Origin of the sequence: Psychromonas sp. SA13A (assembly GCF_011378715.1) — a bacterium.
GTDB lineage: Bacteria > Pseudomonadota > Gammaproteobacteria > Enterobacterales > Psychromonadaceae > Psychromonas.
In genome coordinates, this window is record NZ_WTKU01000002.1 from 61,282 (window position 1) to 86,391 (window position 25,110).

24 protein-coding genes are annotated in these 25,110 nt (G+C 36.6%); 18 read left to right on the forward strand and 6 right to left on the reverse strand.

Going from position 1 to position 25,110, the window contains the following annotated elements:
- The first annotated feature begins 135 nt into the window (after nt 1–135).
- From GQR44_RS02970 to GQR44_RS02990, 5 genes are all read left to right on the forward strand, one after another.
- Nucleotides 136–1,863 (forward strand): lysophospholipid acyltransferase family protein, encoded by a 1,728-nt coding sequence (locus GQR44_RS02970; RefSeq protein WP_346774315.1) that lies wholly within the window; start codon nt 136–138, stop codon nt 1,861–1,863.
- A gap of 137 nt (nt 1,864–2,000) precedes the next feature.
- The gene (locus GQR44_RS02975; protein ID WP_205962957.1) at nt 2,001–3,545 is read left to right on the forward strand and encodes a SulP family inorganic anion transporter; all 1,545 of its coding nucleotides are present in this window, start codon (nt 2,001–2,003) and stop codon (nt 3,543–3,545) included.
- A gap of 697 nt (nt 3,546–4,242) precedes the next feature.
- Nucleotides 4,243–5,205, forward strand: a complete 963-nt coding sequence (gene pfkA / locus GQR44_RS02980; protein WP_166369115.1) for a 6-phosphofructokinase — start codon at nt 4,243–4,245, stop codon at nt 5,203–5,205.
- Nucleotides 5,206–5,495: 290 nt separating this feature from the next.
- On the forward strand, nt 5,496–6,095 hold the full coding sequence (locus tag GQR44_RS02985) for a UPF0149 family protein (RefSeq protein WP_166369117.1): 600 nt from the start codon (nt 5,496–5,498) through the stop codon (nt 6,093–6,095).
- Between the two features lie 118 nt (nt 6,096–6,213).
- The gene (locus GQR44_RS02990) at nt 6,214–6,924 is read left to right on the forward strand and encodes a TIGR01621 family pseudouridine synthase (protein WP_166369119.1); all 711 of its coding nucleotides are present in this window, start codon (nt 6,214–6,216) and stop codon (nt 6,922–6,924) included.
- Nucleotides 6,925–7,060: 136 nt separating this feature from the next.
- Here GQR44_RS02990 and xthA read toward each other — a convergent pair whose 3' ends face one another.
- Nucleotides 7,061–7,867, reverse strand: coding sequence for an exodeoxyribonuclease III (xthA, locus tag GQR44_RS02995; protein WP_166369121.1), 807 nt, complete (start codon nt 7,865–7,867; stop codon nt 7,061–7,063).
- 229 nt (nt 7,868–8,096) lie between these two features.
- The gene (locus GQR44_RS03000; RefSeq protein ID WP_166369123.1) at nt 8,097–9,002 is read right to left on the reverse strand and encodes a LysR family transcriptional regulator; all 906 of its coding nucleotides are present in this window, start codon (nt 9,000–9,002) and stop codon (nt 8,097–8,099) included.
- 112 nt (nt 9,003–9,114) lie between these two features.
- Here GQR44_RS03000 and GQR44_RS03005 point away from each other — a divergent pair, with 112 nt between their 5' ends.
- Nucleotides 9,115–9,747: an NAD(P)-dependent oxidoreductase gene (locus GQR44_RS03005; RefSeq protein WP_166369125.1), complete on the forward strand. Its 633-nt coding sequence runs from the start codon at nt 9,115–9,117 to the stop codon at nt 9,745–9,747.
- 290 nt (nt 9,748–10,037) lie between these two features.
- Here the strand turns inward: GQR44_RS03005 and GQR44_RS03010 are convergent, their stop codons facing one another.
- Nucleotides 10,038–10,274 (reverse strand): TIGR02647 family protein, encoded by a 237-nt coding sequence (locus GQR44_RS03010; protein WP_028867728.1) that lies wholly within the window; start codon nt 10,272–10,274, stop codon nt 10,038–10,040.
- Nucleotides 10,275–10,554: 280 nt separating this feature from the next.
- Entirely contained in the window at nt 10,555–10,977 is a 423-nt protein-coding gene (gene bamE, locus GQR44_RS03015; RefSeq protein ID WP_166369127.1) for an outer membrane protein assembly factor BamE, read from the reverse strand.
- Between the two features lie 246 nt (nt 10,978–11,223).
- Between bamE and hemA the strand changes: the two genes are divergently transcribed.
- The 8 genes from hemA (at nt 11,224) to rlmM (ending at nt 18,287) form a co-directional block, all read left to right on the forward strand.
- Nucleotides 11,224–12,489 (forward strand): glutamyl-tRNA reductase, encoded by a 1,266-nt coding sequence (gene hemA, locus GQR44_RS03020; RefSeq protein ID WP_166369129.1) that lies wholly within the window; start codon nt 11,224–11,226, stop codon nt 12,487–12,489.
- A gap of 51 nt (nt 12,490–12,540) precedes the next feature.
- Nucleotides 12,541–13,632: a peptide chain release factor 1 gene (prfA, locus tag GQR44_RS03025; RefSeq protein WP_166369131.1), complete on the forward strand. Its 1,092-nt coding sequence runs from the start codon at nt 12,541–12,543 to the stop codon at nt 13,630–13,632.
- The gene (gene prmC / locus GQR44_RS03030; RefSeq protein WP_166369133.1) at nt 13,633–14,472 is read left to right on the forward strand and encodes a peptide chain release factor N(5)-glutamine methyltransferase; all 840 of its coding nucleotides are present in this window, start codon (nt 13,633–13,635) and stop codon (nt 14,470–14,472) included.
- Nucleotides 14,473–14,551: 79 nt separating this feature from the next.
- Entirely contained in the window at nt 14,552–14,938 is a 387-nt protein-coding gene (locus GQR44_RS03035; protein ID WP_166369135.1) for a SirB2 family protein, read from the forward strand.
- Between the two features lie 3 nt (nt 14,939–14,941).
- Nucleotides 14,942–15,802: a tetratricopeptide repeat protein gene (locus tag GQR44_RS03040; RefSeq protein WP_346774317.1), complete on the forward strand. Its 861-nt coding sequence runs from the start codon at nt 14,942–14,944 to the stop codon at nt 15,800–15,802.
- Between the two features lie 93 nt (nt 15,803–15,895).
- On the forward strand, nt 15,896–16,741 hold the full coding sequence (gene kdsA / locus GQR44_RS03045; RefSeq protein WP_166369137.1) for a 3-deoxy-8-phosphooctulonate synthase: 846 nt from the start codon (nt 15,896–15,898) through the stop codon (nt 16,739–16,741).
- Between the two features lie 8 nt (nt 16,742–16,749).
- Complete coding sequence (locus GQR44_RS03050; RefSeq protein ID WP_346774318.1) at nt 16,750–17,154, forward strand: DUF423 domain-containing protein; 405 nt, start codon at nt 16,750–16,752, stop codon at nt 17,152–17,154.
- 47 nt (nt 17,155–17,201) lie between these two features.
- The gene (gene rlmM, locus GQR44_RS03055; protein ID WP_166369138.1) at nt 17,202–18,287 is read left to right on the forward strand and encodes a 23S rRNA (cytidine(2498)-2'-O)-methyltransferase RlmM; all 1,086 of its coding nucleotides are present in this window, start codon (nt 17,202–17,204) and stop codon (nt 18,285–18,287) included.
- 208 nt (nt 18,288–18,495) lie between these two features.
- Here the strand turns inward: rlmM and GQR44_RS03060 are convergent, their stop codons facing one another.
- Both GQR44_RS03060 and GQR44_RS03065 read right to left on the reverse strand, forming a co-directional pair.
- Nucleotides 18,496–19,407 carry a VanZ family protein gene (locus tag GQR44_RS03060; protein ID WP_166369140.1) on the reverse strand — a complete coding sequence of 304 codons (912 nt, stop codon included), beginning with the start codon at nt 19,405–19,407 and terminating at the stop codon, nt 18,496–18,498.
- Nucleotides 19,408–19,680: 273 nt separating this feature from the next.
- Nucleotides 19,681–20,895: a pyridoxal phosphate-dependent aminotransferase gene (locus tag GQR44_RS03065; RefSeq protein ID WP_166369142.1), complete on the reverse strand. Its 1,215-nt coding sequence runs from the start codon at nt 20,893–20,895 to the stop codon at nt 19,681–19,683.
- A gap of 206 nt (nt 20,896–21,101) precedes the next feature.
- On the opposite strand from GQR44_RS03065, the gene GQR44_RS03070 reads away from it, so the two are divergent.
- From GQR44_RS03070 to aroG, 4 genes are all read left to right on the forward strand, one after another.
- Nucleotides 21,102–22,040 carry a LysR family transcriptional regulator gene (locus GQR44_RS03070; RefSeq protein ID WP_166369144.1) on the forward strand — a complete coding sequence of 313 codons (939 nt, stop codon included), beginning with the start codon at nt 21,102–21,104 and terminating at the stop codon, nt 22,038–22,040.
- Between the two features lie 251 nt (nt 22,041–22,291).
- A complete protein-coding gene (gene moeA, locus GQR44_RS03075) occupies nt 22,292–23,539 on the forward strand; it encodes a molybdopterin molybdotransferase MoeA (RefSeq protein WP_166369146.1) in 1,248 nt (415 codons plus the stop codon).
- Nucleotides 23,540–23,771: 232 nt separating this feature from the next.
- Complete coding sequence (locus GQR44_RS03080; protein WP_166369148.1) at nt 23,772–23,966, forward strand: hypothetical protein; 195 nt, start codon at nt 23,772–23,774, stop codon at nt 23,964–23,966.
- Nucleotides 23,960–25,012 (forward strand): 3-deoxy-7-phosphoheptulonate synthase AroG, encoded by a 1,053-nt coding sequence (gene aroG, locus GQR44_RS03085; protein WP_166369525.1) that lies wholly within the window; start codon nt 23,960–23,962, stop codon nt 25,010–25,012. Before GQR44_RS03080 ends, aroG begins: the two co-directional genes overlap by 7 nt.
- The last annotated feature ends 98 nt before the right edge of the window (nt 25,013–25,110 follow it).

Genomic DNA, 25,110 nt, shown 5'->3' on the forward strand with positions numbered 1-25,110 from the left:
CATATAAATCTTAAAATATAAACCCGAAGTTTTTGTATTTGTATACGTCATAAATACGTCTTATTTTTGCAACCTAACTGTCATCGTTATTGCTTATCTTAATTTAAAAGCATAAAAAACGCTGAGATAAGAGGTATGACTAAGATGATTTCAAGCCAACAAATTTTAAAAAAATATTTTCCACTGTTACAAGAAAATACCTTAAAACATAAGCTACTCAGTTCTGTTTGCAAAAAACTGCTTCATGAAAAGGAATTTATTCACTTCGCAGATTGTTATCCCAACCTACGTGGTTTTGATTTAATAGAAAAAACCCTCGAACATTTTGATTTTAGTTTTGCCACGATTGACAGGCAAATTGAGCGGATACCAGTCACAGGGCGTGTTGTTATTGTATCTAATCATCCTATTGGCACCTTAGATGGTTTGGCATTGTTGCACTTAATTAGGAAGCTGCGTAGTGATGTAAAAGTGGTGGCCAATGAACTGTTAATGGAAATATCTGCGTTACATGAGTTATTACTACCGGTTAATAACTTTTCGGGTAATACGGCAAAACAAGATTTATTAAATATTCATGATTTCCTTTCCTGTGATGGTGCAGTGATCATCTTTCCTGCCGGTGAAGTTTCTCGTTTTACAGCCAAAGGTATTAAAGATTGTACTTGGCATAAAGGTTTCTTAAAAATAGCTTTACGTGCTAAAGCACCGATCCTACCGATACATATAAAAGCAAGAAATTCATGGACATTCTATGCGTCTTCGTTTTTTTATAAACCACTTGCAAGTCTATTATTAGTACAGGAGATGTTTAACCATAACCAACAAAGCATCCAGGTAAGTATAGGTAAATTAATTCCTTTCAATAGCTATGCTAAAAATAAGTTATCAACTCAGGTAAAAGTAAACTTGTTACAAAATGAGGTCTCCAGAGTAGCTAAAGGTAAAGTTAGTTATTTCAAGACAGAATCGGTGATTGCACACCCTGTCCCGAGAGTTGATTTAAAGCAAGCAATTGAAAAATGTAAACTGCTAGGTAATACGTCGGATAATAAATGTATATATTTACTAGAAAACCCACAACAGGGCGTGCTATTAAAAGAATTAGGTCGATGCCGTGAAATAACTTTTCGGGCTGTTGGAGAGGGGACGGGTAAAAAACGTGATGTAGATAAATACGATCTAGAATATATGCACATTATTCTATGGGACCAAACACAGCTTGAGTTAGTTGGTGCTTATCGTTTTGCTAAGACATCAAAATTACTCGCTACGCAGGGATTAGATGGACTATACAGTCATAAACTATTTCAATATGAGTCTGATATGCATCCCATATTTGAGCGAGGTATTGAGTTAGGGCGTAGTTTTGTACAACCTAAGTATTGGGGAAAACGCAGTTTAGAATCTTTATGGCAGGGGATTGGTGCTTATTTAGCCATGAATCCGGATATACGTTACTTATTTGGAGCTGTTTCTTTAAGTGCTACTTTACCTAGGGCTGCTCATGCTTACCTTGTTTATTTTTATCAGTTATATTTTCCTGCGCAGGGTACATTAGCAAGTGCACGTAATGGTTATTTAATATCAGATGAATTAGATAATGAGTTATGTAAGTATTTCACTGGAGAAAATTATGCAAAGGACTTTATGAAGTTAAAAACCATGATGCATGATCTGGGTGTTAGCGTACCAACACTTTATAAACAATATACTGAACTTTGTAATGAAGGAGGTGTTCAGTTTGTTGATTTTAATATTGATCCGGACTTTAACCACTGTGTTGATGGTTTAGTGGTGGTGGATTTAAGTTATTTGAAACAAAAAAAGCAGCAACGTTATATTGATATTCACCTAAAGTAACGCTAAAAAAGTAACGCTAAAAAATAATAAATTTTCTTATAAATTTTGTTTGTTTTGCTGTTCACCTCAATGGACGCTATAATACGCGCCCTATATTTGCCCTTACAAGGAACTAATCGGTGTTCGAATTCCCCCAAATGAATAAAAGCAGTATTAAAAATGATGTGCTTTCAGGTTTAACCGTTGCATTAGCACTGGTACCTGAAGCAGTAGCCTTTGCCTTTGTGGCTGGTGTTGAACCTATGGTTGGTTTATATGCCGCATTTATGGTGGGATTAATTACTGCTATATTTGGTGGTCGCCCTGGTATGATTTCTGGCGCAACAGGTGCAATGGCCGTAGTAATGGTTGCACTAGTGAGCGAACATGGACTGCAATACTTATTTGCAGCTGTCTTATTAACAGGTTTATTACAAATCTTATTTGGTGCATTTCATTTGGGTAAATTTATCCGCATGGTGCCACACTCGGTAATGATAGGTTTTGTTAATGGATTAGCGATTGTTATTTTCTTAGCTCAACTTGGGCAGTTTAAGGTCAAAGATGCAAGTGGTAACCTAAGCTGGTTACAAGGCGAAGCATTATATGTAATGCTGGGTTTAATTATTTTAACCATGGCAATTATTCATTTTTTACCAAAATTAACTAATGCAGTACCTTCTACCTTAGTTGCAATTGTAGTCGTGACATTATTGGTTTATTTTGTACCTGCATTAGATACTCGTACGGTACTGGATTACCTGCAAAGTATGAGTGGCGATGAAAATGCAACCATTGCTGGATCTTTACCTACCTTTGCCATTCCTGCGGTGCCATTTAATTTAGAAACATTACAAATCATATTACCTTACGCGTTAATTTTAGCCGCGGTTGGATTAATTGAATCATTGTTAACATTAACCGTGGTTGATGAAATGACAGGTACGCGTGGTCGACCTAATAAAGAATGTGTTGCACAAGGTGCTTCTAACATGGTAAATGGCTTGTTTGGTGGTATGGGCGGTTGTGCCATGATTGGACAATCAATGATCAATATTAACTCCGGTGGTCGTGGTCGTTTGTCGGGTGTTACTGCTGCTTTGGCATTACTTGCTTTCATTTTGTTTGCTTCAGGCCTGATTGAAATAGTGCCATTAGCTGCGTTGGTTGGGGTTATGTTTATCGTCGTATTAGGCACTTTTGAATGGGCTTCATTCAAGATGATGCGTAATGTGCCGATTAAAGATGCATTTGTTATTGTGTTAGTAAGTGGTGTTACCGTTGTTACTGACCTTGCGATTGCTGTATTTATTGGTGTGATTGTTTCTGCTTTAGTATTTGCATGGGAACATGCGCGTCATATCCATTCGAAGATTGAAGTGAGTGAAGACGGCAGTGAAAAATCTTACCGTATTAATGGTCCTTTATTCTTCGGTTCTGTAAGTAACTTTTTAGAGTTGTTTGACGTGAAAGACGATCCTCGCCATGTCATTGTTGATTTTGCAGAGTGTCGTGTTGTTGACCATTCAGCTATCGAAGCGATTAGTGTGTTAAACGGACGCTATACTAAAGAAGGTAAAAAATTACATATTCGTCATCTAAGTAAAGATTGTCGCAAGCTATTAAACAAAGCGGGCGTATTAGTAGAAATGAATGTAATTGAAGATCCATCTTATGCGGTTGCATCAGACCAACTGGGTTAAGTGGTTATATAAACCTTATTGATATACTAACCGTTAACATTCAGATGAAGGGTTAGTATTTAAGGTGTAGGGTATTAAGCAGGATAATCGCCTGCTTTTTTATTTGATGGTTTGATTCTTTTATAATATATGAAACTATTTTTTGAGCTTGTTTTAGCGGTTTGATTGGCGGGTAGGACGGTAGTCTGCATCACATTTAGGACTGAGTTGTGTGGATTTTGGATTCCAAACTGAAAACCATATGTGTTTATTTCGAAATGTTTTCTTTCTATTTTTCATTTTCTTCTCCTTTTAGTTAGTAAGTACAATAACCTGTAAAGGTTACAATTTTGTGACCATTAAAAAAGATTTGTAGTAAAAATTAAGATGTTAATAAAATAATAAATAAACATCTTTTTAGTGAGAATCTTTATAATATTGTTATTGTAGTCGTCACAGTTATTGTATGCTTACCATTCAGAGTGTCATCGGTTGTTTACATGAAAAACCAATGATTAAAAAATAGCTATTTTAACCATTCAAAGTACGCAGTGATTTTTTGATGTCTATATTATTTATAGAAAACTGCATATAAGTTGAGTTAAAATAATAAAAGTTTTAATTTTATAGACAATAATCATTAACTGAAATTATTCATAAGTCGTAATAACGTAGTTTTATATTATTTGTCAATTAGTGTAATTGGTTGAGGTAAATTGTGATTAAAAAAATTGGTGTTTTAACAAGTGGTGGCGATGCGCCAGGTATGAACTCTGCAATACGTGCAGTAACGCGTACTTGTCTTTCACACGGTATTGAAGTGTTTGGTATTTACGATGGTTATGCAGGACTGCATGCAGGTAAAATTGAACAATTAGACCGTTATTCAGTTTCAGATATTATTAACCGCGGTGGTACATTTCTAGGGTCAGCTCGTTTCCCTGAATTTAAAGAAGAAAGTGTTCGTAAAGAAGCGATTAAACAATTAGAAAAACATGGTATTGAAGCTTTGATCGTAATCGGTGGTGATGGTTCATACATGGGTGCGTTGAAATTAAGCGAAATGGGCTTCCCATGTATTGGTGTTCCTGGGACTATCGATAACGATATCGCAGGTACTGATTACACTATTGGTTTTATGACTTGTTTAAATACAATTGTAGAAGCGGTTGACCGTCTACGTGATACTTCTTCTTCACATAATCGTATTTCAATTGTTGAAATCATGGGCCGTCATTGTGGTGACCTAACACTATGGGCTGCTGTCGCTGGTGGTAGCGAGTATGTGATTGTTCCTGAAAAAGACTTCGATGAAGAAGGTTTGATTGAACAGTTACGAGTTGGTGAAGAAAAAGGCAAAAAACATGCGATTATTGCTATTACCGAGCATATCACCGATGTTAATGCGCTAGCTAAACGTATTCAAGAAAGAACTAAGCGTGAAACACGCGCGACTATTTTAGGCCACTTACAACGTGGTGGGGCGCCAATGGCCTTTGACCGTATTTTAGCAAGTCGTATGGGTTCATACGCTGTTGAATTATTAAAAGAAGGACAAAGCGCACGCTGTATCGGTATTAAGAATGGTCAAATGGTTCATCATGATATTGCTGAGTGTTTACAAACAATGCAACGCCCATTCCGCCAAGATTTATACGACTTATCAAAAATATTATACTAAAACATAATACTAAAACATAAGACTAAATCATCGGTAAGATTTAAGTGATCGGCTAAGCCTACCTTCGAGTAGGCTTTTTTTTGTCAATATTAATGAGACTCGTCACATTCAATAAATAGCCTATTTTTTTGTTAAAATAACTTAGTGCTTCGTTGTAAGTTTTTGTTTATATAGCATAAAATATTTTCACATCGATTTAACCTTGAACTAAGCCATTTTTCCTTCGTGAAGCTTACAACCCTTATTTAATATAATAGTGGTTAAAATAGAAAGTATTAATAGGAATAACTATGTCCGATCATAAAATCTGCATTTTTAAAGAATTCATTGATTATAACGAAAACTGCCAACAGTCACAGCAACTTCATCCCTCCTATTATCAGCTTGGTTTTATATGTAGCGTTCAAGCAATACCCGAAATAGTGGACCTTGAGCAGTGGTTAACATATTTATGGCAAGAGGGGGCTGACATTAGTTTTGAAAATGAACTTCAAGCTGCTGAATTTGCAAATAATGTATTAAAACTGGTTGCTGAACTGGAACGTTTATACGAACAAGCGACTCCGTTAAATGCACTGGATTGTGATTCCTGGATCCGAAGAGATCAAACATTAAGTAATGATGCTCACTTTTTTTCAGCAGGATTTTTAGCCGCCATTGAATTGTTTAATGCACAATGGTTAATGCTTGAAGATGATCCTGAGGCGCAAAACTTACTACAAACAACTATTTTACTGTTAACAAAAATGGCTCCAAGTGAAACCATTGATCCGGCACTGATAGAAGTTTTTGAGCAATTACCTGATGTTGCTGAAATAGTAAAAATATTACCACAACTGATAAGCAATTTGGCCTATAGTGCAGCCTCTACAAATACAGAACAGCAGTAATTCTTGGATTCAGATTATAAGTAAGTAATTATTAATAAATAGTAAGCAATTTAGCTTATAGTGAGGCCACACTAATACAGGCCAACAAGAATAAGTTATTTAACGCTTGGAGCTAACAATGATTGCACAGAATAAAACGGAAAATGGGTACTTTTCATTAGTGTCAGAAAATGAACACTTTGTTGTCATTAATAAGCAACCGGGTATTAACTTTCATAGTGAAGATGGTGAATTTGGTGTTGTTGTTGCAGTAGAAAAGTTTTTGAATATAAAGCTGTATAGCGTACATCGTTTGGATAAGATGACTTCTGGACTATTGTTATTGGCAAAATCATCGCAGGTAGCGAATGGTCTGTCTGAATTATTCAAAGCACAGCAGGTTCAAAAGTATTACCTTGCTATTGCTGATAAGAAGCCTAAAAAAACACAGGGTCTAATAAAAGGTGGTATGGATAAATCGCGTCGCTCGATGTGGAAACTGACACGTAATCAAGATAACCTCGCTATCACACAGTTTTTTAGTTATGCCCTAGGTGAAGGTAAGCGATTATTTATTGTGAAACCTAAAACCGGTAAAACGCATCAAATTCGAGTGGCATTAAAAAGTGTTGGTAGTGCTATTTGTGGCGATCCTATTTATGCTACGGAAACCGCGCATCAATACGACAGAGGGTATTTACATGCTTATCAAATTCAGTTTAATTATCTAGGGCAAGATCATCAATTTAGTGTAATGCCAGAATCGGGAGTAGAATTTCTATCAGATGCTTGTCAGCAAAAACTATTAGAATTGGGTAACTGTGACGGCTTACATTGGCCTAAACTTTAATTCGTTTTATGAGAAGTTTTTAGAAATATTTACAGGATTTCATTGAATGATTTTTGCCTCTTCAATGATAATAACTTTAATAGTGACCAACAGCATGTTGATCACTATTCATGGAAAGGTGATTTAATGTTCCGAGTTAAGCAAATTCCGTCCAAATAGGTGCATGATCAGAAGGTTTATCAATACCTCTTAGTTCATAATCTATATCGGCTTCTATCGTCTTTTCTGCTAATGAGTGTGTTGCTAATACGACATCGATGCGTAAACCTCGATTGTCATCAAAACCGCGAGAGCGATAATCGAACCAACTGAATTTCTCATTTTCTTCCGGGTGCAATAAGCGGAAAGTATCTATGAAACCAAAGTCCATTAATGTGGCTAACCATTCACGCTCTTCCGGTAAGAAGCTACATTTTTTTGTTTGTAACCAACGTTTAGCATTGACTTCTCCGATCCCGATATCTAAATCTAGCGGAGATATATTGATATCACCCATCACAATGACCTGTTCATCGGCATTATGGTTTTCATGTAAATAAGTATTTAAATCCTTATAAAACTGGCGTTTATAAGGATATTTAGTCTCATGGGTTTGGTTTTCACCCTGTGGGAAGTAACCATTCAAAATATGTACTGGCTGACCATCTTCATCTGCCACGGTGACCATGATTATGCGTTTTTGATGTTCTTCGTTATCGCTAGGAAAGCCATACTGAACTGCGCTTGGTTTTTGTTTGCATAACATTGCAACGCCGTAATGGGCTTTTTGTCCATGAAAGTATACGTGGTAACCCATTGCTTCTACTGCTTCAATTGGAAATGCATCATTGTGCACTTTGATTTCTTGCAAACCGATCACATCAGGTTGATGTTTATCGATAATTGCTTGTAATTGATGTAGACGTGCACGTAGCCCGTTAATATTGAAGGAGATAACTTTCATAAAATAATAGCCTTTACAGAATCGAAAGCCTGAATGTACCTTGTTGTGCTTATTTACTCAACCGAGTAATAATAATTAAAGCCTACGCAGCTTATTTAACTGGCTTTATATAAATATTAGTCGCTATTGGCTGGGGGCTTTTTAAAGACTAATATTTTACATTATTTTTACAACCACTCGCAATTGTAATCATTATAACAGTGCCGTTTATGGAATGATTATGATTGAGTTAGGAGGTGGTTCCAGTAAATTTATGAATATCTTGTTGCCAGTGTGTTGCTAAAAAGTCAATAAAAGCACGCACGACCGATTGTTGATAATTACGAGAAAGGTAAACGGCCCATAAGTTATGGCCGGGAGAATAATAGTCAGGTAGCACTTGAACTAGTTCTCCGCTTTGTAAATAGGTATTTGCTAAATCACACGGAATATTAGCAATGCCCATACCTCTGAGCGTCGCATTAATCAGGACGCCCATTTCATTACATTGCAAGTTCCCCTTGACCGTTATTTCTTGATCACTGTTGGCAGATGTAATCCGCCATTTAGTGGCACTGCTATGCACCAAACAGTTATGAGTGATTAAGTCTTGCGGTATTTTTAATGCCGCAGAATTTTTTAAATAAAGGCTAGAAGCACATAATACACTGTCGATGTGCATCAATTTACGAACAATAAGTTGCTCATCGGGCTGTTGCATATAACGAAGCGCAACATCAACGCGCTCATCAACTAACTGTGACAGGTTATCAGACAGAATAAGTTGAATGTTTGTATTAGGGTGTAATGTTAAAAATGCTGCAACTTTATCAAAAAGCAACGTTTGCCCAAGCCCAATGGGTGATGCAACTCGTATTGTCCCCACTAGTTCATTATTATGGCTATGAGCACGACTCTGCATGTCTGAAACCGTGCTGATTATTTGTTGGCAATACAGTAAAGCTTCTTCTCCTTGTAACGTTAGACTTACTTTACGTGTAGTGCGATGAAATAATCGAAGTGATAACCATTGTTCTATTTCTTGTACATGGCGGCTTACCTGTAGGCGACTTAAAGATAAATGTTCAGCTGCTTTAGTAAAACTGCCTGTTCGAGCAACTTCGATGAAGCTATTTATTGCCGTTATCTTATCCATTAGTATCCTAATTAGAAACAATATGCATCTTGATTCAATATTTATCATTTTAAATTGAACAAGTAAACTGTTTTTACTCGCTCAACAGTAAACATGAAAGAAGGAACATAAAATGAAATTAGCAATATTAGGTGCAACGGGTTGGATTGGTAGTCACATTATGGAGCAAGCTGTAAAGCGTGGTCATGAGGTGGTTAGTCTTGTACGTGATCCGACAAAAATCAGTAATTCAAAAACTAGCGTTGTCTCGTTTGACTTACAAAGCGAACAAGAGATAACACCTTTGATACGTGACGTTGAAGTCGTGATTGTCTCTGTAGGTGGACGTACTAACGATAATCACCAGCTAGTGGCTGAAACTGCACAACGTTTGATGACAGATCTTGATGGCAGTAGTACTCGCATCGTTTGGGTTGGCGGGGCTGGAAGCTTAGAAGTGGCACCCGGTGTTACACTCGTTTCATCACCTGAATTTCCAGAAGATTATAAGCAAGAAGCATTAGCACAAGTAGAGGCATTAAATGTGTTCAAAGCCAGTAAAAGTAATGCATCATGGACATTTGTTAGTCCGGCTGCGATTATTTATCCAGGCGATAGCGAAGCTAAATACCGTATCGGTGATAACACATTTTTTACTAATACCGATGGTGAAAGTAAAATATCAGTGACTGATTATGCGATTGCTATGGTAGATGAAGCTGAAAATGCAGCGCATTTAAATCAACATATGAGCATCGCTTACTAATCTATTTATCGATAGTTTAACAGTACCAACAATATTGAAACGAGCTTAATAGTCTCTAGATTTAATCAAGTACAATGATTAAAAAATACATTTATTTAATCTACGTTGAGTCAAAATACATTTGATAGAAGTGCATTTGTAAAATGCAGAATAGTTATCTAATTAAATGTCCGCTGTATATTCTATACAAAGTTACATTAACTATTGGCTGATTATTTTAATCAGCCAATTTTTTTAATTAGTTATTTTAAGTTAATTCATTAACTGAGTTCATCAATTTGATTGATTTATTAATTTAACGCAATCAATACATGGTGTAAATGCTCGGCTGTTTCTAAACCACTGTCGGTTAAGTAACCTCCGTCATGCTGCGTAGTGAGACCTTTGTCAAAAAGAGATTGTGCGGCTTGGATAACTGACGGGGATGCTTCTTTGTGAATTTTTAATCCTTCTAATTGTGATTTTTGTGGGAACTTAGCAAGTAATTTCATTTCTTCGAAAAAAGTATCAGAGTAAGTTTTAATCATCTTTAATTCACTTCTATTGTATTAAGGAACTTTCATCATATGCTCTGTTATATAAAAAGCAAAATTTACTCGAAGGGAACATGGGCTAGATCAATTCTCTGTAATATTCTGTTATTAAAGGTGATTTAGCGCACTTAAACAGATATTACTATGGAGAATATAATCTGTTTTATGGCTACGAAATGAGGTTTGTTAATTTCACTTTCATAATAATGCAATAAAAAAAGGAATGCCCTTGGCATTCCTTTTTTCTAGTGACACTTTAACCGTATTATAAAATTTATTCTGAGGTTAGAGGCACTTCGGTCTGATCACTTTGCGCAGCTTCATTAGGTGCATTTTTAGTTTTAGGGTTCTTAATTAATGGATTTTCAACAGAGGTATTGTCACTCACGATTTCAACTAATTGACCATTTTTGAAAGTAAGTAAAATTTCTGATTGCTGAATGTCTTCACCGCCTGGTTTGATATAACGAATGTAATACCATTTTGATGAATCAAACTGATCTATTAACATCGGCGAGCCTAAAACGTAAATAACTTGCTCCTGTGTCATGCCTATCTCAATTTTGGCTAGTTTTTCACTGTCAATATAGTTTCCTTGCACTACATCAATTTGGTAAACAAAGGTATCGTACAAATAAGAACAACCTGAAAGCGAAAAGGTAACTATAATACTAGCGAATATTTTTTTAATGTTCATGGGCTCATCAATCGTTAAAGGGTGAAAATGATGAAGCAGATAATACCCAAGCACAGCAGACAAGTAAAAATATAAGCGAAGAAATTTTGTGTTTCTGTTTTATCAAGCAGAACAAGTTAAGTAATTGTTTAAAAATAAGACTAATTAGGTGCTAGAAACAGAGTTAGCTTTAAATTTGTTGTAAATTTACGTAGAATTCAGCTCTTTTATTTTATCCCAATCTTTTTGACTCTGTGAATTATATAAATGCCATTATTTGCGTTAGGAATTAATCATCAAACTGCATCAGTAGAGCTGAGAGAAAAGGTTGCTTTTTCGCCTGATTCTTTATCTATTGCCTATGCTGATTTGTTGGCTCAACCCTTTGTCAAGGAAGCGGTCATTATCTCAACCTGTAATCGATGCGAAATCTATTGTCATTTTGAGCAGGAAGACCCCAGTTCAATATTATATTGGTTAACGCAGTTCCATGGTATTGAAACTGACAGCTTAAATGATAATTTTTACTGCTATCAAGATCAGCAAGCCGTAGCGCATTTATTTCGTGTTGCCAGTGGCTTAGATTCATTGGTGCTGGGTGAGCCGCAAATATTAGGGCAGATCAAACAAGAGTTTGCTACCGCTAGCCAATACAAAGCGGTCAGTAAAACACTAAACAAATGGTTTCAACATTCTTTTAGAGTTGCTAAACGAGTGCGTACTGAAACACAAATTGGAGCAAATGCGATTTCTGTGGCCTTTGCTGCGGTCTGTTTAGCAAGGCAAATATTTAGTGATTTAAAACAAAGTCGTGTTTTATTAATTGGCGCCGGTGAAACCATTGAACTAGTAGGTAAATATCTACTTGAGCATGAAGTGCCTAATATCACTATTGCTAACCGTACCCTAGAACGTGCCATGGATTTAGTAGAACAGTTTGATGCCAAAGCAATCACACTGGGTGAAATTCCTAATCACTTATCTAAATCAGATATTATTATCTCTTCAACGGCTAGCCCTTTGCCCATTATTGGTAAAGGTATGGTGGAAAGTGCTTTAAAAGACCGTCGTCATCAACCAATGTTATTTATTGATATTGCGGTACCTCGTGATATCGAGCAGCAAGTCTCAGAATTAAACGATGCTTATTTATATAGTGTGGATGATTTGCAGGGCATAATAGAAGAAAACAAACAAGCTCGTGCCGAAGCCGCAATTGAAGCAGAAAAAATCATTGTCGGCTGTGTTGATATTTTCATGGCTTGGAGAGAATCTTTAAAAGCGGTTGAAACTATTCGTTTATATCGTCAAAACAGTGAGCAATTAAGAGATGAACTATTACAACGTGCTATTACTTCATTAGCGAATGGCAATGATAGCGAAAAAGTATTAAAAGAACTGGCGTTTAAATTAACCAATAAACTGATTCATCACCCTAGTCAAGCACTAACTACAGTTAGTCAGACCGGTAATGAACAAGATTTAGAGTTACTCAGAGTAACATTGGGTTTAAGCCAAAAAGATGATTTATAAAGAATATATTAAGTAGCTCGACTGCTTACCTGTTCATAAAAAGAGATAAAGATGAAAGCATCAATTGTTGCAAAATTAGAAATTTTAGTTGAACGTTACGAAGAAGTTCAAGCGCTGTTAGGCGATCCTGATACCATTAGTAATCAACAGAAATATCGTGAGTTAACAAAAGAGTATTCACAGCTAGAAGAAGTTGTGCTGTGTTTTAAATCATTTCAAACTGCACAACAAGACCTCGTCGCTGCTGAACTTATGTTAGAAGACGATGATGAAGATATGCGCGAAATGGCGGAAGACGAAGTTGTTGAAGCAAAGGCTAATGTAGAAAAATTAGCTGACCAGTTACAAATTTTATTATTACCAAAAGATCCTAACGATGATCGCAACTGTTTTGTTGAGATCCGTGCCGGAGCTGGTGGTGATGAAGCTGCTATTTTTGCGGGTAACTTGTTCCGTATGTACAGTAAGTATTGTGATAGTAAAAAGTGGCGTGTGACGATCATGAATAGCAACGTCAGTGAGCAGGGTGGTTACAAAGAAGTAATCATGCAAATCGAAGGTGAAGGTGCTTACGGTTTAATGAAATTTGAGTCTGGCGGTCATCGTGTACAACGTGTACCTGAAACCGAATCTCAGGGGCGTATACATACTTCCGCTTGTACTGTGGTAGTGATGCCTGAAATCCCAGAATCTGAAGCGATTTCAATTAATCCTGCTGATTTAAAAGTTGATACATTCCGAGCATCAGGTGCAGGTGGTCAGCACGTTAATAAAACTGACTCTGCTATTCGTATTACGCACATTCCCACTGGGACCGTGGTTGAGTGTCAAGATCAGCGTTCGCAGCATAAAAATCGTGCTCAAGCTATGTCAGTATTACAGGCTCGCTTGCAACAAGCTGAAGATGAAAAAAATAATGCGGAAGAGCAAGATATTCGTCGTAGCTTAGTAGCCAGTGGCGATCGAAGTGAGCGTATTCGTACTTATAACTATCCGCAAGGTCGTGTTAGTGACCACCGTATTAACTTAACTATTTATCGTCTAAATGAAGTCTTAGAAGGTGAGTTAGATGCACTGCTTGGCCCTATTTTACAAGAAGACCAAGCAGACAAATTAGCGGCATTGGCACAAGGTAATTTCTAATTGCGTATTGATGATGCTTTGGTATGGGCAGAGTTCACGCTTGTAAATAGTGATTCTGCACTTTTGGATGCTCAAGTATTGTTAGCATTTGTACTTGGCAAAGAAACTATCTATTTAATAACATGGCCCGAGCGCGATATAAGTGTACAGCAAAAGGCACATTTTGAATCTTTAATAGAACAACGTGTTAATGGTCATCCCGTTGCTCATTTAGTCGGGCAGCGCGAGTTTTGGTCATTACCGTTAAAGGTCAATAATAGTACCTTGATACCGAGACCAGATACTGAAGTCTTAGTAGAGGTTACGCTTAATATAATACTTGAAAAAAATTACCTTGATGCGCATATATTGGACTTGGGTACGGGCACAGGAGCAATCATTCTTGCACTCGCCAGTGAATTACCTAAAGCGCATTGCGTAGCGGTAGATTTTAGTGAGCAGGCAGTCAAACTTGCCACTGAAAACCGAGATAATTTAGAGCTTAAACAAGTACAAATATACCAAAGCGATTGGTTTGAAAATGTGCATGAGTGTTTTGACGTGATTGTTAGTAATCCGCCTTATATTGACGCTAATGATAAACACCTTCACCTTGGTGACGTGCGTTTTGAACCGTTATCCGCTTTAGTGGCTAATGAACAGGGCTTATCTGATATAAGGCATATTTGCGAACAGGCAAAAAATTATTTAAATAACGCTGGTTGCCTATTATTTGAGCATGGTTTTGAACAAGCTGAATTAGTGAGTCACATTTTGCATGAAAATGGCTTTACAGGTATACGAACTGAACAAGATTACGCAAATAACGACCGTGTGACGTTAGGATTTTTACCGAGTTAACGTTCATATTATAAATTTGTATTTTCGAACAATATTAATAAAATAACTGTAAGTTTAATGACTTACCTCTAGGATAAAGATGTACTCAATTTTAAAACACACGCATATGACTTTCATTTTACTGGCTATAGTTATCTTTATTTTAAGGTTCTTTTGGCTAAAATCAGGGCATGCAAATGCACAGAAAGCCGTTTACAAAAAAATTCATTTACATACTCATTTAACAATTATCGTTTTAGGACTAGCGTTAATGGGACTTTTGCACTTTAATCCTTTTGTTGAAAGTGGATATTGGTTATTAGAAAAGCTCATTGCTTTTGTCGCTTATTTTGCAATGGTGCAAGTCGCATTAAATGAAAAAACTAAAAAACATATTCAATGGTTAGCGTTTATTGGTGCTTTCGGTTGGTTGGCCTACATAGCGAAATTAGCATTCACTAAACAAGCCATTTTATTAGTGGGGTAAAAAGTGGAATTAGATGAACAAGATGCAATAGAACAGCCCATTCTTACTGCAAGTATTATTCATGAGGGTATTGACTATAGTGCATATTCGCTTTTGCAATTAGCGACTATGGTGGAATCTGAAATTACTGGTCAGTCTATTTTACAATTTCAAGATTCAATGCGTTTACAGATGATTGTGATCAAATCACAAATAAAGAATGAAACAACGAACTGTCTAAATAAGTTAAAATTATTGTTAAATACACTTTATCAAGAGCAAGGTTTTAGCGGCGATTGGAAAGCATTTTTCGAAGTTAAAAATGCCTTGGTTTCTAAAGTATTAGCACGTCGTAAGGGGGTTCCTATTAGTTTAGGGATTTTATTGATTGAAATGCTAAAAGAGACAGGTTTTTCTGCGCAGGGGATCTGCTTTCCAAGTGGGTTCATTGTAAAAGTTGAATTAGAGCACGATGTTATTTATGTTGACCCCTTTAATGGTGAACTGGTCAGCTTTAAGCAACTAGAGCTAAAAGTACGTGGTCAGTTGGGTAATCATGCACGACTAACTGCTGAAATGCTCAATGCAGATACTAATGAAGTGATTATAAAACGTTATATTAGTGTTTTGAAAGCGGCTTATATTCAAGCGGAAAATATCGAGTTGGCCTTATTGTGTAGTGATATTTTATTACGCCTGGATCCCGAAGATGCTTTTGAAGTAAGAGATCGAGGCTTCTTATTTCAGCAACTAGAATGTTTTCAATTAGCGTGCAATGATTTCTCCTATTTTATAGAACAGTGCCCAGAAGACCCGATTGTTAATTTATTAAAACAACAAATTAAGCAAATGACAGATGAGCACAGTGCTCAGACAATTCATTAATCACGCACCGGTTTATCGAGAATACTTAGCGACCCAGTAATGAATTTACTGCAAAAATTGGCATAGCAAGTTACAACTAACAAGAGAGAAAAAATGACTCAGAAAATTATTAAAGTAGGCAATATAGACGTTGCAAATGACCTTCCTTTTGTATTATTTGGTGGAATGAATGTTTTAGAGTCTCGTGATTTAGCGATGAAAATGGTTGAAACCTACGTGGAAGCAACTAGTAAGTTGAATATCCCTTATGTTTTTAAAGCCTCTTTTGATAAAGCAAATCGCTCATCGATCAATAGCTATCGTGGTCCTGGTTTAGAAGAAGGTTTACGTATTTTTGAAGAGATTAAATCTACGTTTAATGTGCCAATTATTACTGATGTGCACGAACCTTATCAAGCTAAGTCGGTAGCTGAAGTCGTTGATGTTATTCAATTACCTGCTTTTTTAAGTCGCCAAACTGACCTTGTGCAAGCAATGGCAGAAACAAATGCGGTGATTAATGTAAAAAAAGCACAGTTCTTAGCGCCACATGAAATGCAGCATATTATTACTAAATTTAAAGAAGCTGGTAATGACAAAATCATTCTTTGTGAACGTGGTAGTTGCTTTGGTTATAATAACCTAGTGGTCGATATGTTAGGTTTTAGCACCATGAAAGAAACCGGTTATCCGGTTATCTTTGATGTTACCCATTCTCTCCAAAAACCAGGTGCTCGCAGTGATAGTGCCGATGGCCGAAGAAGCCAAGTGGTACAATTAGGTTTAGCGGGTATGTCACAAGGGATTGCTGGTCTATTCCTTGAGTCTCATCCTGATCCAAGTAATGCTAAGTGTGATGGCCCTTGTGCACTACCACTAGATAAACTAGTGCCATTTCTAACACAAATGAAACAAATGGATGATTTAGCAAAAAGTTTAGCACCAATAGTCACTGAATAAGAACACTTGTGTTATTAACTAAACAATCTCGTACTTTTATCGCCGTTGCAGCCTTCTTGGGTGCAACGGCGGTTATGTTTGGAGCGTATGCTAGTCATGGTTTAGCGCTATGGGCAACACCTGCTCAAGTGTCACAAGTACAACTTGCTGCGCAATATCAGTTATTCCATGCCATCATATTATTGTTGATTGCGGTGTTAGGTAGTGTGTTTGCATTGCCGGCAGGTTCTAAACGTTTACTCACAATAAGTCAGTATTGCTTTACGCTAGGCACTTTATGCTTCAGTGGAAGCTTGTATTACTTGGTGTTTTTAGGTTCAAAGCTGCTGGTGTTAATCACACCTGTCGGTGGTTTATTACTGATTTTTGGCTGGCTAGCCATTATTATTTCTATGATTTTTAAACAAAAATAAAGGTTTATTTATAAACAATAAACTAAGGGTTCTATGTTAGAGGTTCTATGTTAGGTATTTTATTATATTGTCGTCCAGGTTTTGAAAACGATTGTGCCAACGAAATTCAAGCTAAAGCCAGTGAACTTGAAGTCTTTGGCTATATTAAAACGCTGAAAAACAGTGGCTTTGTTTTATATCACTGCTATGACCCATCACAAGTTGAAGTATTAGCCGAGCAATTAAACTTTGCGCAATTAATTTTTGCACGTCAGATGATTGTGGCAGTTGCATTAGTAGATGAGTTGCCTGCTGAAGACCGTATTACGCCTATTTTAGCGATCACTCGCCAATTACCTATGGCCGGCGATGTTTATGTTGAATGCCCTGAAGGTGATGAAACAAAGCCTCTGCTTACTTTTTGTCGTAAATTTACTGTGCCTTTTAGACAAGCATTAAAAAAACATAATAATCTGACCAATAAAGAAAACCTTAAAAAACGACGTACGCACGTTTGCTTTATGGATTATGAAACTGCCTATGTGGGCTACTCTTTACCAAATAATCGCAGCGAAGAACATATGGGGATCACTCGTTTAAGATTCCCCAATGAAGCTCCAAGTCGATCTACATTGAAGTTGGATGAAGCGTTTCAAACTTTCTTGACTAAAGAAGAACAAGCTTTACGTGCTCATTCTGGTTTACGCGCAGTCGACTTAGGTGCATGTCCCGGTGGTTGGACTTATCAATTAGTAAGACGTGGTATGTTCGTTAGCTGTGTTGATAATGGGGCGATGGCCGATAGCTTAATGGAAACTGGCCAGGTGACCCACTACATGGAAGATGGTTTTAAATTTGAACCAGAACGTAAAAACATTCACTGGTTAGTGTGCGACATGATTGAGAAGCCTAAACGTGTAGCAAAATTAATGGCGCAATGGTTGATTGATGGTTGGTGTAAAGAGGCGATTTTTAATCTCAAGCTACCCATGAAACAACGTTACCAAGAAGCTACTGACGATTTAAAAATCTTAACTGATATGATTGATCAAGCTGGTTTTAACTATGAATTACAAGCTAAGCATTTATACCATGATCGAGAAGAGATAACTGTGCATGTGCGACTAACGGATAAAATTTACGGTCCATTATAATCATTTTCTTGCTTTAAATGAGTGACTAATTTGTGCATCAGCAATCTTAGTCACTTATACTCATTGAGCTAAAATGCTCATTGCGTTAACAAACATGTTGCCTATTATATAGCCGACTACATAGTGTACATTACATCTAGTACATAACATCTAGTACTTTACGTCGCCACTACATATCCTATTATAAATTCCATTATAGTGATTAAATTTATTGCAAATACATTGAATCTAAATATAAATGGATTGGGCTTTTCAACTTATACATATAAAAATCCACACCAGCTATCTTACTTAAATCCATTTCTCTCAATTCAACACCAGCTTGAATAGTAGTAAGCAAAATACTTTGTTCACTATAACCTGGGGCAATTGTTAAATGTTGATCGTAACGGTCACGGTAATTTGGGTGCCCTTTTTCATAGTGTTGATCAATGATAATTAAGGTTACAGGTAACGCGTTTGGGTTAGGATTATAAAAGCGCATAGTTATCTTGTTGTAATCCTGCCAATCACCGGGAAAATAACGTAGCGCCACTCCGCTATACTGCCGCGGCACAAAAGTGATTTGCATCATACTGCTTGAGCCTGTTTGTATCATTGGCTTTTTAATCATTAATGGTTGATCTGCTTTCCAGCGAGTCAGTTCGATCTCTTGGTCAAATGAGGCTAAAGCAGGAAAATCGATTTGTGCTTTTGCTTCATCATAAATCAATAAAGCAGAACGGTGCAGAACTAAACCTATTAACAGCAAGTAGGCGACTTTAAATAGCCAATGGATAGGGTGTTTGCTAAATAAAATTAAGCTTAATAATACTCCCATGTAATTGAGAAATAGGTCTTGTACCTCCATTTCACGTGAAAAATACGGTTGTATTATTTCAATGCTCAATCCAAAAGCAAAACATAAGAGTGTCAGTGTGAAGCATTGTTTAAGCAGGGGAAGTGATCTGATTGACGGGTGGTATTGTAGTAGTAAGAAACTCCAAAAACAAAAAACACTAAGATGACCAATGGGCCATAATGCTTCAATTAATCGTTGAGAAAATAAGCTACCCACATCAATAAATAGTAATAAAAAAGCACAGACTGCCAAAGCAGCGAAAATTATTTTTTTAAACATCTTTTAACTCAAAGGGAATGAAGTGATAAAAGTTAGTGAACAGAAGGTCTTTGTTAAATTATAGAGTATTTACGTATTGTCTCTGTCTACTTTATATCGCGATGAAATACTGTTAATACGTAATGTTGCCAAATGATAATGTTACCAAATACTGCTACTACATATTAACTATTTGAATATGGAGCAGCATCTTTTCAAACAACATTGATTATCTAATGTTGTGCAAAAAGACACTTTTATTTTAGGAAAAATTAACCTGTAACAGCATTAATCTTATTGACTATAACCTTCTAAGAAATTGCCTATTTTTTTGATCGCGATAGCCATTTCATCAACGCGAGGTAGACAAACGATACGGAAATGATCGGGTTTATGCCAATTAAAGCCAGTACCTTGCACAATGAGTATTTTTTCTTCAACTAATAAATCCATAGCAAAGCGTTGGTCATCTTTAATATTAAAACGCTTTTGATCTAACTTAGGAAAAAGATATAACGCGCCATTGGGTTTAGTGCAGCTAATACCCGGAATATCATTTAATAATTTCCAAGCCGTTTGTGTTTGATCGTATAAGCGCCCACCCGGCACTGTTAACTCATTAATACTTTGGTAGCCGCCCAGTGAAGTCTGTATCGCGTGTTGCATCGGTACGTTGGCACATAAACGCATACTGGCTAAAATCTCTATGCCCGAAATATAATCACGCGCTTGTTTTTTAGCGCCGCTGATCATCATCCAGCCTACTCTAAACCCACACACGCGATAGGCTTTAGACAAACCATCAAAGGTCACAATCAAAATATCATCGGCTAAGGTTGCAAGCGGAATATGAACAGCATCGTCATAAACAATTTTTGAATAAATCTCATCGGAAAAAACAATTAAGTTGTGTTGACGTGCTAACTCAACTATTTGCTCTAATAGCTCTTTACTATAAACAGCACCGGTTGGATTGTTAGGATTAATTAGCACAATACCTTTAGTGCGAGAGGTGATTTTTGATTTAATATCGTCAATATCTGGAAACCAGTCAGACTCTTCATCACAAATATAATGAACAGCTTTACCACCTGATAGATTAGCCGCCGCAGTCCATAATGGATAATCTGGTGCAGGGACTAATATCTCATCACCATTATTGAGCAAACTCTGCAACGCCATTACGATTAACTCACTGACACCATTACCAATATAGATATCGTTGGTATCTAAAGATAATAAACCTTTTGCTTGGTAGTGTTGCATTACCGCTTTACGTGCAGAAAATAGACCTTTACTGTCACAATAACCTTGGCTATTTGGCAAGTTTTTGATCACGTCCATTAATACTTCTTCTGGGGCTTCAAAACCAAATTGGGCGGGATTACCTATGTTCAATTTAAGAATGCGTTGGCCTTCATCTTCTAATTTCATCGCTTGCTTTAATACTGGTCCACGAATGTCATAACAGACGTTATCTAGTTTGTTTGAACGAACAATTGAATACATTTAAACCCCTTAAACCCTAATTTCCATAATGCTTTTGATAGTGAGTTAAAGTACCTTATCTCATTGCGTTAGTGAAGATGAAATGAAAAATATGTAGGGCTAAATACAACTAATAGTGAATTTAATTCAATTAATAACAAAAAAGCTTTAATATAATTAATTCTTAAAATAGAATTTCTGCCTGTTTGCTTTTAGTAGGAAAAAATATGATTGAATTTAAACACTTAAAAACATTATCAGTATTAAGTAAAGCAGGGAGCTTAGTAGAAGCAGCAAAACAATTACATTTAACCCAGTCAGCGTTATCGCATCAGCTAAAAGAATTAGAGCAACGGCTTGATTGTTCATTATTTATTCGTAAATCTCGGCCGATCCGTTTTACTATTTCTGGACTCCGTATATTGGAACTTGCAGACCAAGTATTGCCTCAAATTCGTCAAGCAGAACGGGATCTGTCGCGTTTTGCTTCCGGTGATGCAGGACGTTTGCACATGGCAATAGAATGTCATTCCTGCTTTCAATGGTTGATGCCTGCCATTGATAAATTCAGGGACAGTTGGCCAGAGGTAGAATTAGACTTTTCCAGTGGTTTTAGCTTTTTACCATTACCAGCATTAAAACGAGGTAATTTAGACTTGGTGGTAACCTCAGATCCACAACAAATTCCCGGGATCACTTATATTCCATTATTTAGTTATCAATGTATGTTGGCGTTAAGTCGCCACCATCGCTTAGCAAACAAAACCTACATCGATGCTGAAGACCTGAGCGAAGAAACATTGATTACTTATCCTGTTGAAAAAGAACGATTAGATATTTTTAATGGCTTCTTGATGCTTGAAGGCGTGTCTCCAGCCAATATTCGTCATGCAGATATGACGTTGATGATGTTACAACTAGTAGCAAGTGGCAGAGGTGTTGCCGGTTTACCTGACTGGGCACTATTTGAGTATTTACAAAAAGATTATGTGGTTGCCCGTCGTTTAGGAAAAGAGGGCGTCTGGAAAACCTTATATGCAGCAGTACGAGAAGAACAACAATCCTTGGCATTTATTGAGGATTTTATCTCAACGGCTATCGATAGTTGTTTTGAAAACTTAAAAGGCATAAAAGTGCCTTGCTCAAGTTTCCAGAGGAATAATTAAGTTTTTAGTGTTAAGAGCCTAGATTTAAGCCAGTAAAGCTTATGTTTAAGCTAAAGGTCAAGGGTATTATCGGGGGAGATTTGTTATCCTGTTTATCCTGTAATTAACTGAATGAAAAATAGACACTTAACGTTTTATATTCAGTTTAATTGATCTAAAAGGCATTTATTTCAGTTGTTCAATTGCACGCTATAGTAGAAAAAGACACAATAATAATACTGCTATTTAACTAATTAAAAGAGTAACCAAATATGAGTTGTTGTGATGTAAAAGGCTTAATGCCGCTCTCTGATGCACTACAAAAGATGCAATCGTCCCTCTCTAACGTTTGTGAACAAATCGTTTTACCTTTGCCTAAGGCGCTAGGTTTTACGCTAAGTGAAAATATAATTTCAGAAAAAAATGTCCCTTCATTTAATAATTCAGCAATGGATGGATATGCACTTCATGCTAGCGATTTAAAAAACTGTGATGCGGGTAATCCTGTGCATTTAACGCAAATAGGTAAATCCTTTGCGGGCGCACCTTTTGACGGAAATATTCCTAAAGGCAGTTGTATTAGAATAATGACCGGCGCCGTTGTGCCTGACGATTTAGATTGTGTGGTAATGCAAGAGCGTACTGTGGCAGAAGGTACGAAAATCACCTTTAACCACGCACCTAAACAATACAACAATGTGCGTTTTGCTGGTGAAGATTTAAGTATTGGGCAAGCGGTATTGCAACAGGGGCATAAATTAACACCCCGTGACATTCCATTACTTGCTTCATTAGGTATTCCAAACGTCGCAGTATACCGTCAATTAAAAGTGGCGGTTTTATCCTCGGGTGACGAATTAACAAGTTTAGGTGAACCTTTACAACAAGGGCAGATATACGACACTAATCGTTATAGCATCATGGCTTTATTATCACGTTTAAATGTTGAAATAATTGATTTTGGTATTATCAAAGATGATTATGAAACTATTAAGCAGGCAATGGTTAGTGCAGATCAACAAGCTGATGTTGTGATCACTAGCGGTGGTGTGTCTGTTGGTGAAGCTGATTTCATTAAAGAAGTACTCAATGAAATTGGTGAAATTGGCTTTTGGAAACTGGCTATTAAGCCTGGAAAACCATTTGCCTTTGGTAAGTTGAAAAACAGTGTCTTTTTTGGGTTGCCAGGAAATCCTGTTTCCGCTATCGTGACTCTATACCAATTAGCAGTGCCAGCAATGGCAAAAATGAGTGGTGAAGTTGTTAAACCCGCTATTCGCTTCAATGCAATCTGTACCGATGCATTGTCTAAAGCACCAGGAAGAACTGATTTTCAACGCGGGAACTATTCTGTCAATGAACAAGGCCAACTAGTTGTCAATACAACCGGTAATCAAGGCTCTGGTGTGTTTAGCTCAATGAGTCAGTCAAATTGCTTTATTGTGCTTGAGCAAGACCGTGGCAATATCAGCGTAGGTGAAACAGTGGTGATTGAACCGTATAGTCCCCTAATGGATTAATACGTTTAAAATGCCATAAATATAACGAAAAAAGACCAATTCCATTAATCATGTGGAGCAAGTAACACAGGGAAAAGTAAGCGAGTTTTAAGGTTATATTTTATAGCTTTTGATGGGGGACTGCTGTTAACCCATTACAAGAGGAACAATCATAAAAAATTAATTTTTTACTGATTATGCCATTTATAAAAATGTTAGTAGCTTGCTTGTTTATTTATTCCTATGAAAGTTGATGATTTTAATCAACATCGTTGCTTGTTTATTGATGGTATTAGTCAAAAAGCACCATGTAAAAGGTGCAATGCAAAAAAGTAAAATGCATAAAAGATACTTATATCCGCAAGGTAAAAATGTAACGGGTATAATTAATAAAAATATATTAAATACTAACTATAAGCACAACGATGTGCCTCAGGAAAAATTATGATCAAAACAGATGACGTGAATATAACTGCAATTAAAGAACTATTACCCCCTATTGCACTTTTAGAGAAATTTCCAGCTACATCTGCAATCAGCCATACGGTTTCTGATTCACGTAAAGCAATTAGCAAAATTTTAAGTAACCAAGATGACCGTTTATTAGTGATCATCGGACCATGTTCAATTCACGATACAGAAGCAGCACTTGATTACGCAGCAAAATTAATGCCTTTACGTGAAAAATATAAAGATTCTTTAGAAGTAGTCATGCGTGTTTATTTTGAAAAACCACGTACGACTGTTGGATGGAAAGGTTTGATCAATGATCCTGAAATAAATGGTACTTTTAATATTAATAAAGGCTTACGTAAAAGTCGTAAACTTTTATTAGATATTAATGCAATGGGCCTACCTGCTGCGACTGAATTTTTAGATATGATCACACCGCAATATGTTGCTGATTTAATGACATGGGGTGCAATCGGAGCACGTACTACAGAGTCACAGGTTCACCGTGAATTAGCTTCTGGTTTATCTTGCCCAGTTGGTTTTAAAAATGGTACTGACGGTACTATTAAAGTAGCCGTTGATGCAATTGGTGCAGCTAATGCTTCTCACCACTTCTTATCTGTTAATAAATTTGGTCATAGTGCGATTGTTGAAACAGCAGGTAACCCTGACTGTCACATTATTTTACGTGGTGGTAAAGCGCCTAACTATAGCGCAGAAGACGTTGCAGCTATCAAAAAAGATCTTAAAAAATCAGGATTAACTGAAACATTAATGATTGACTTCAGTCATGCAAACTCAGAGAAAAAATTCGAAAATCAAATGAAAGTTTGTACTGATGTTTGTGGTCAAATTGCAGCGGGTGACCGTGCAATTTCAGGTGTTATGGTTGAAAGCCATTTAGTCGAAGGTCGTCAAGATCTATGTGAAGGTGTTACACCTACTTATGGTCAAAGTATTACTGATGCATGTATTGGTTGGGATGCAACTGAAACATTATTAGCACAATTATCTGAGGCTGTTATTGCTCGTCGTGGTTAATGACGTATTAACGGTTATTAAAAGCACTGTTTAGACAGTGCTTTTTTTTGTCTTTTAAACTTAAGCCCAAGCAATTATGTACTTGGTTTTAGATAATC

Excerpts from the sequence above, each read along its gene's own strand:
- GQR44_RS02970 (WP_346774315.1), top strand. The coding sequence starts at position 136 with ATGACTAAGATGATTTCAAGCCAACAAATTTTAAAAAAATATTTTCCA.
- GQR44_RS02975 (WP_205962957.1), top strand. The coding sequence starts at position 2,001 with ATGAATAAAAGCAGTATTAAAAATGATGTGCTTTCAGGTTTAACCGTT.
- GQR44_RS02985 (WP_166369117.1), top strand. The coding sequence starts at position 5,496 with ATGTCCGATCATAAAATCTGCATTTTTAAAGAATTCATTGATTATAAC.
- GQR44_RS02990 (WP_166369119.1), top strand. The coding sequence starts at position 6,214 with ATGATTGCACAGAATAAAACGGAAAATGGGTACTTTTCATTAGTGTCA.
- xthA (WP_166369121.1), bottom strand. The coding sequence starts at position 7,867 with ATGAAAGTTATCTCCTTCAATATTAACGGGCTACGTGCACGTCTACAT.
- GQR44_RS03000 (WP_166369123.1), bottom strand. The coding sequence starts at position 9,002 with ATGGATAAGATAACGGCAATAAATAGCTTCATCGAAGTTGCTCGAACA.
- GQR44_RS03005 (WP_166369125.1), top strand. The coding sequence starts at position 9,115 with ATGAAATTAGCAATATTAGGTGCAACGGGTTGGATTGGTAGTCACATT.
- GQR44_RS03010 (WP_028867728.1), bottom strand. The coding sequence starts at position 10,274 with ATGATTAAAACTTACTCTGATACTTTTTTCGAAGAAATGAAATTACTT.
- bamE (WP_166369127.1), bottom strand. The coding sequence starts at position 10,977 with ATGAACATTAAAAAAATATTCGCTAGTATTATAGTTACCTTTTCGCTT.
- hemA (WP_166369129.1), top strand. The coding sequence starts at position 11,224 with ATGCCATTATTTGCGTTAGGAATTAATCATCAAACTGCATCAGTAGAG.
- prfA (WP_166369131.1), top strand. The coding sequence starts at position 12,541 with ATGAAAGCATCAATTGTTGCAAAATTAGAAATTTTAGTTGAACGTTAC.
- GQR44_RS03035 (WP_166369135.1), top strand. The coding sequence starts at position 14,552 with ATGTACTCAATTTTAAAACACACGCATATGACTTTCATTTTACTGGCT.
- kdsA (WP_166369137.1), top strand. The coding sequence starts at position 15,896 with ATGACTCAGAAAATTATTAAAGTAGGCAATATAGACGTTGCAAATGAC.
- rlmM (WP_166369138.1), top strand. The coding sequence starts at position 17,202 with ATGTTAGGTATTTTATTATATTGTCGTCCAGGTTTTGAAAACGATTGT.
- GQR44_RS03060 (WP_166369140.1), bottom strand. The coding sequence starts at position 19,407 with ATGTTTAAAAAAATAATTTTCGCTGCTTTGGCAGTCTGTGCTTTTTTA.
- GQR44_RS03065 (WP_166369142.1), bottom strand. The coding sequence starts at position 20,895 with ATGTATTCAATTGTTCGTTCAAACAAACTAGATAACGTCTGTTATGAC.
- GQR44_RS03070 (WP_166369144.1), top strand. The coding sequence starts at position 21,102 with ATGATTGAATTTAAACACTTAAAAACATTATCAGTATTAAGTAAAGCA.
- moeA (WP_166369146.1), top strand. The coding sequence starts at position 22,292 with ATGAGTTGTTGTGATGTAAAAGGCTTAATGCCGCTCTCTGATGCACTA.
- GQR44_RS03080 (WP_166369148.1), top strand. The coding sequence starts at position 23,772 with ATGATTTTAATCAACATCGTTGCTTGTTTATTGATGGTATTAGTCAAA.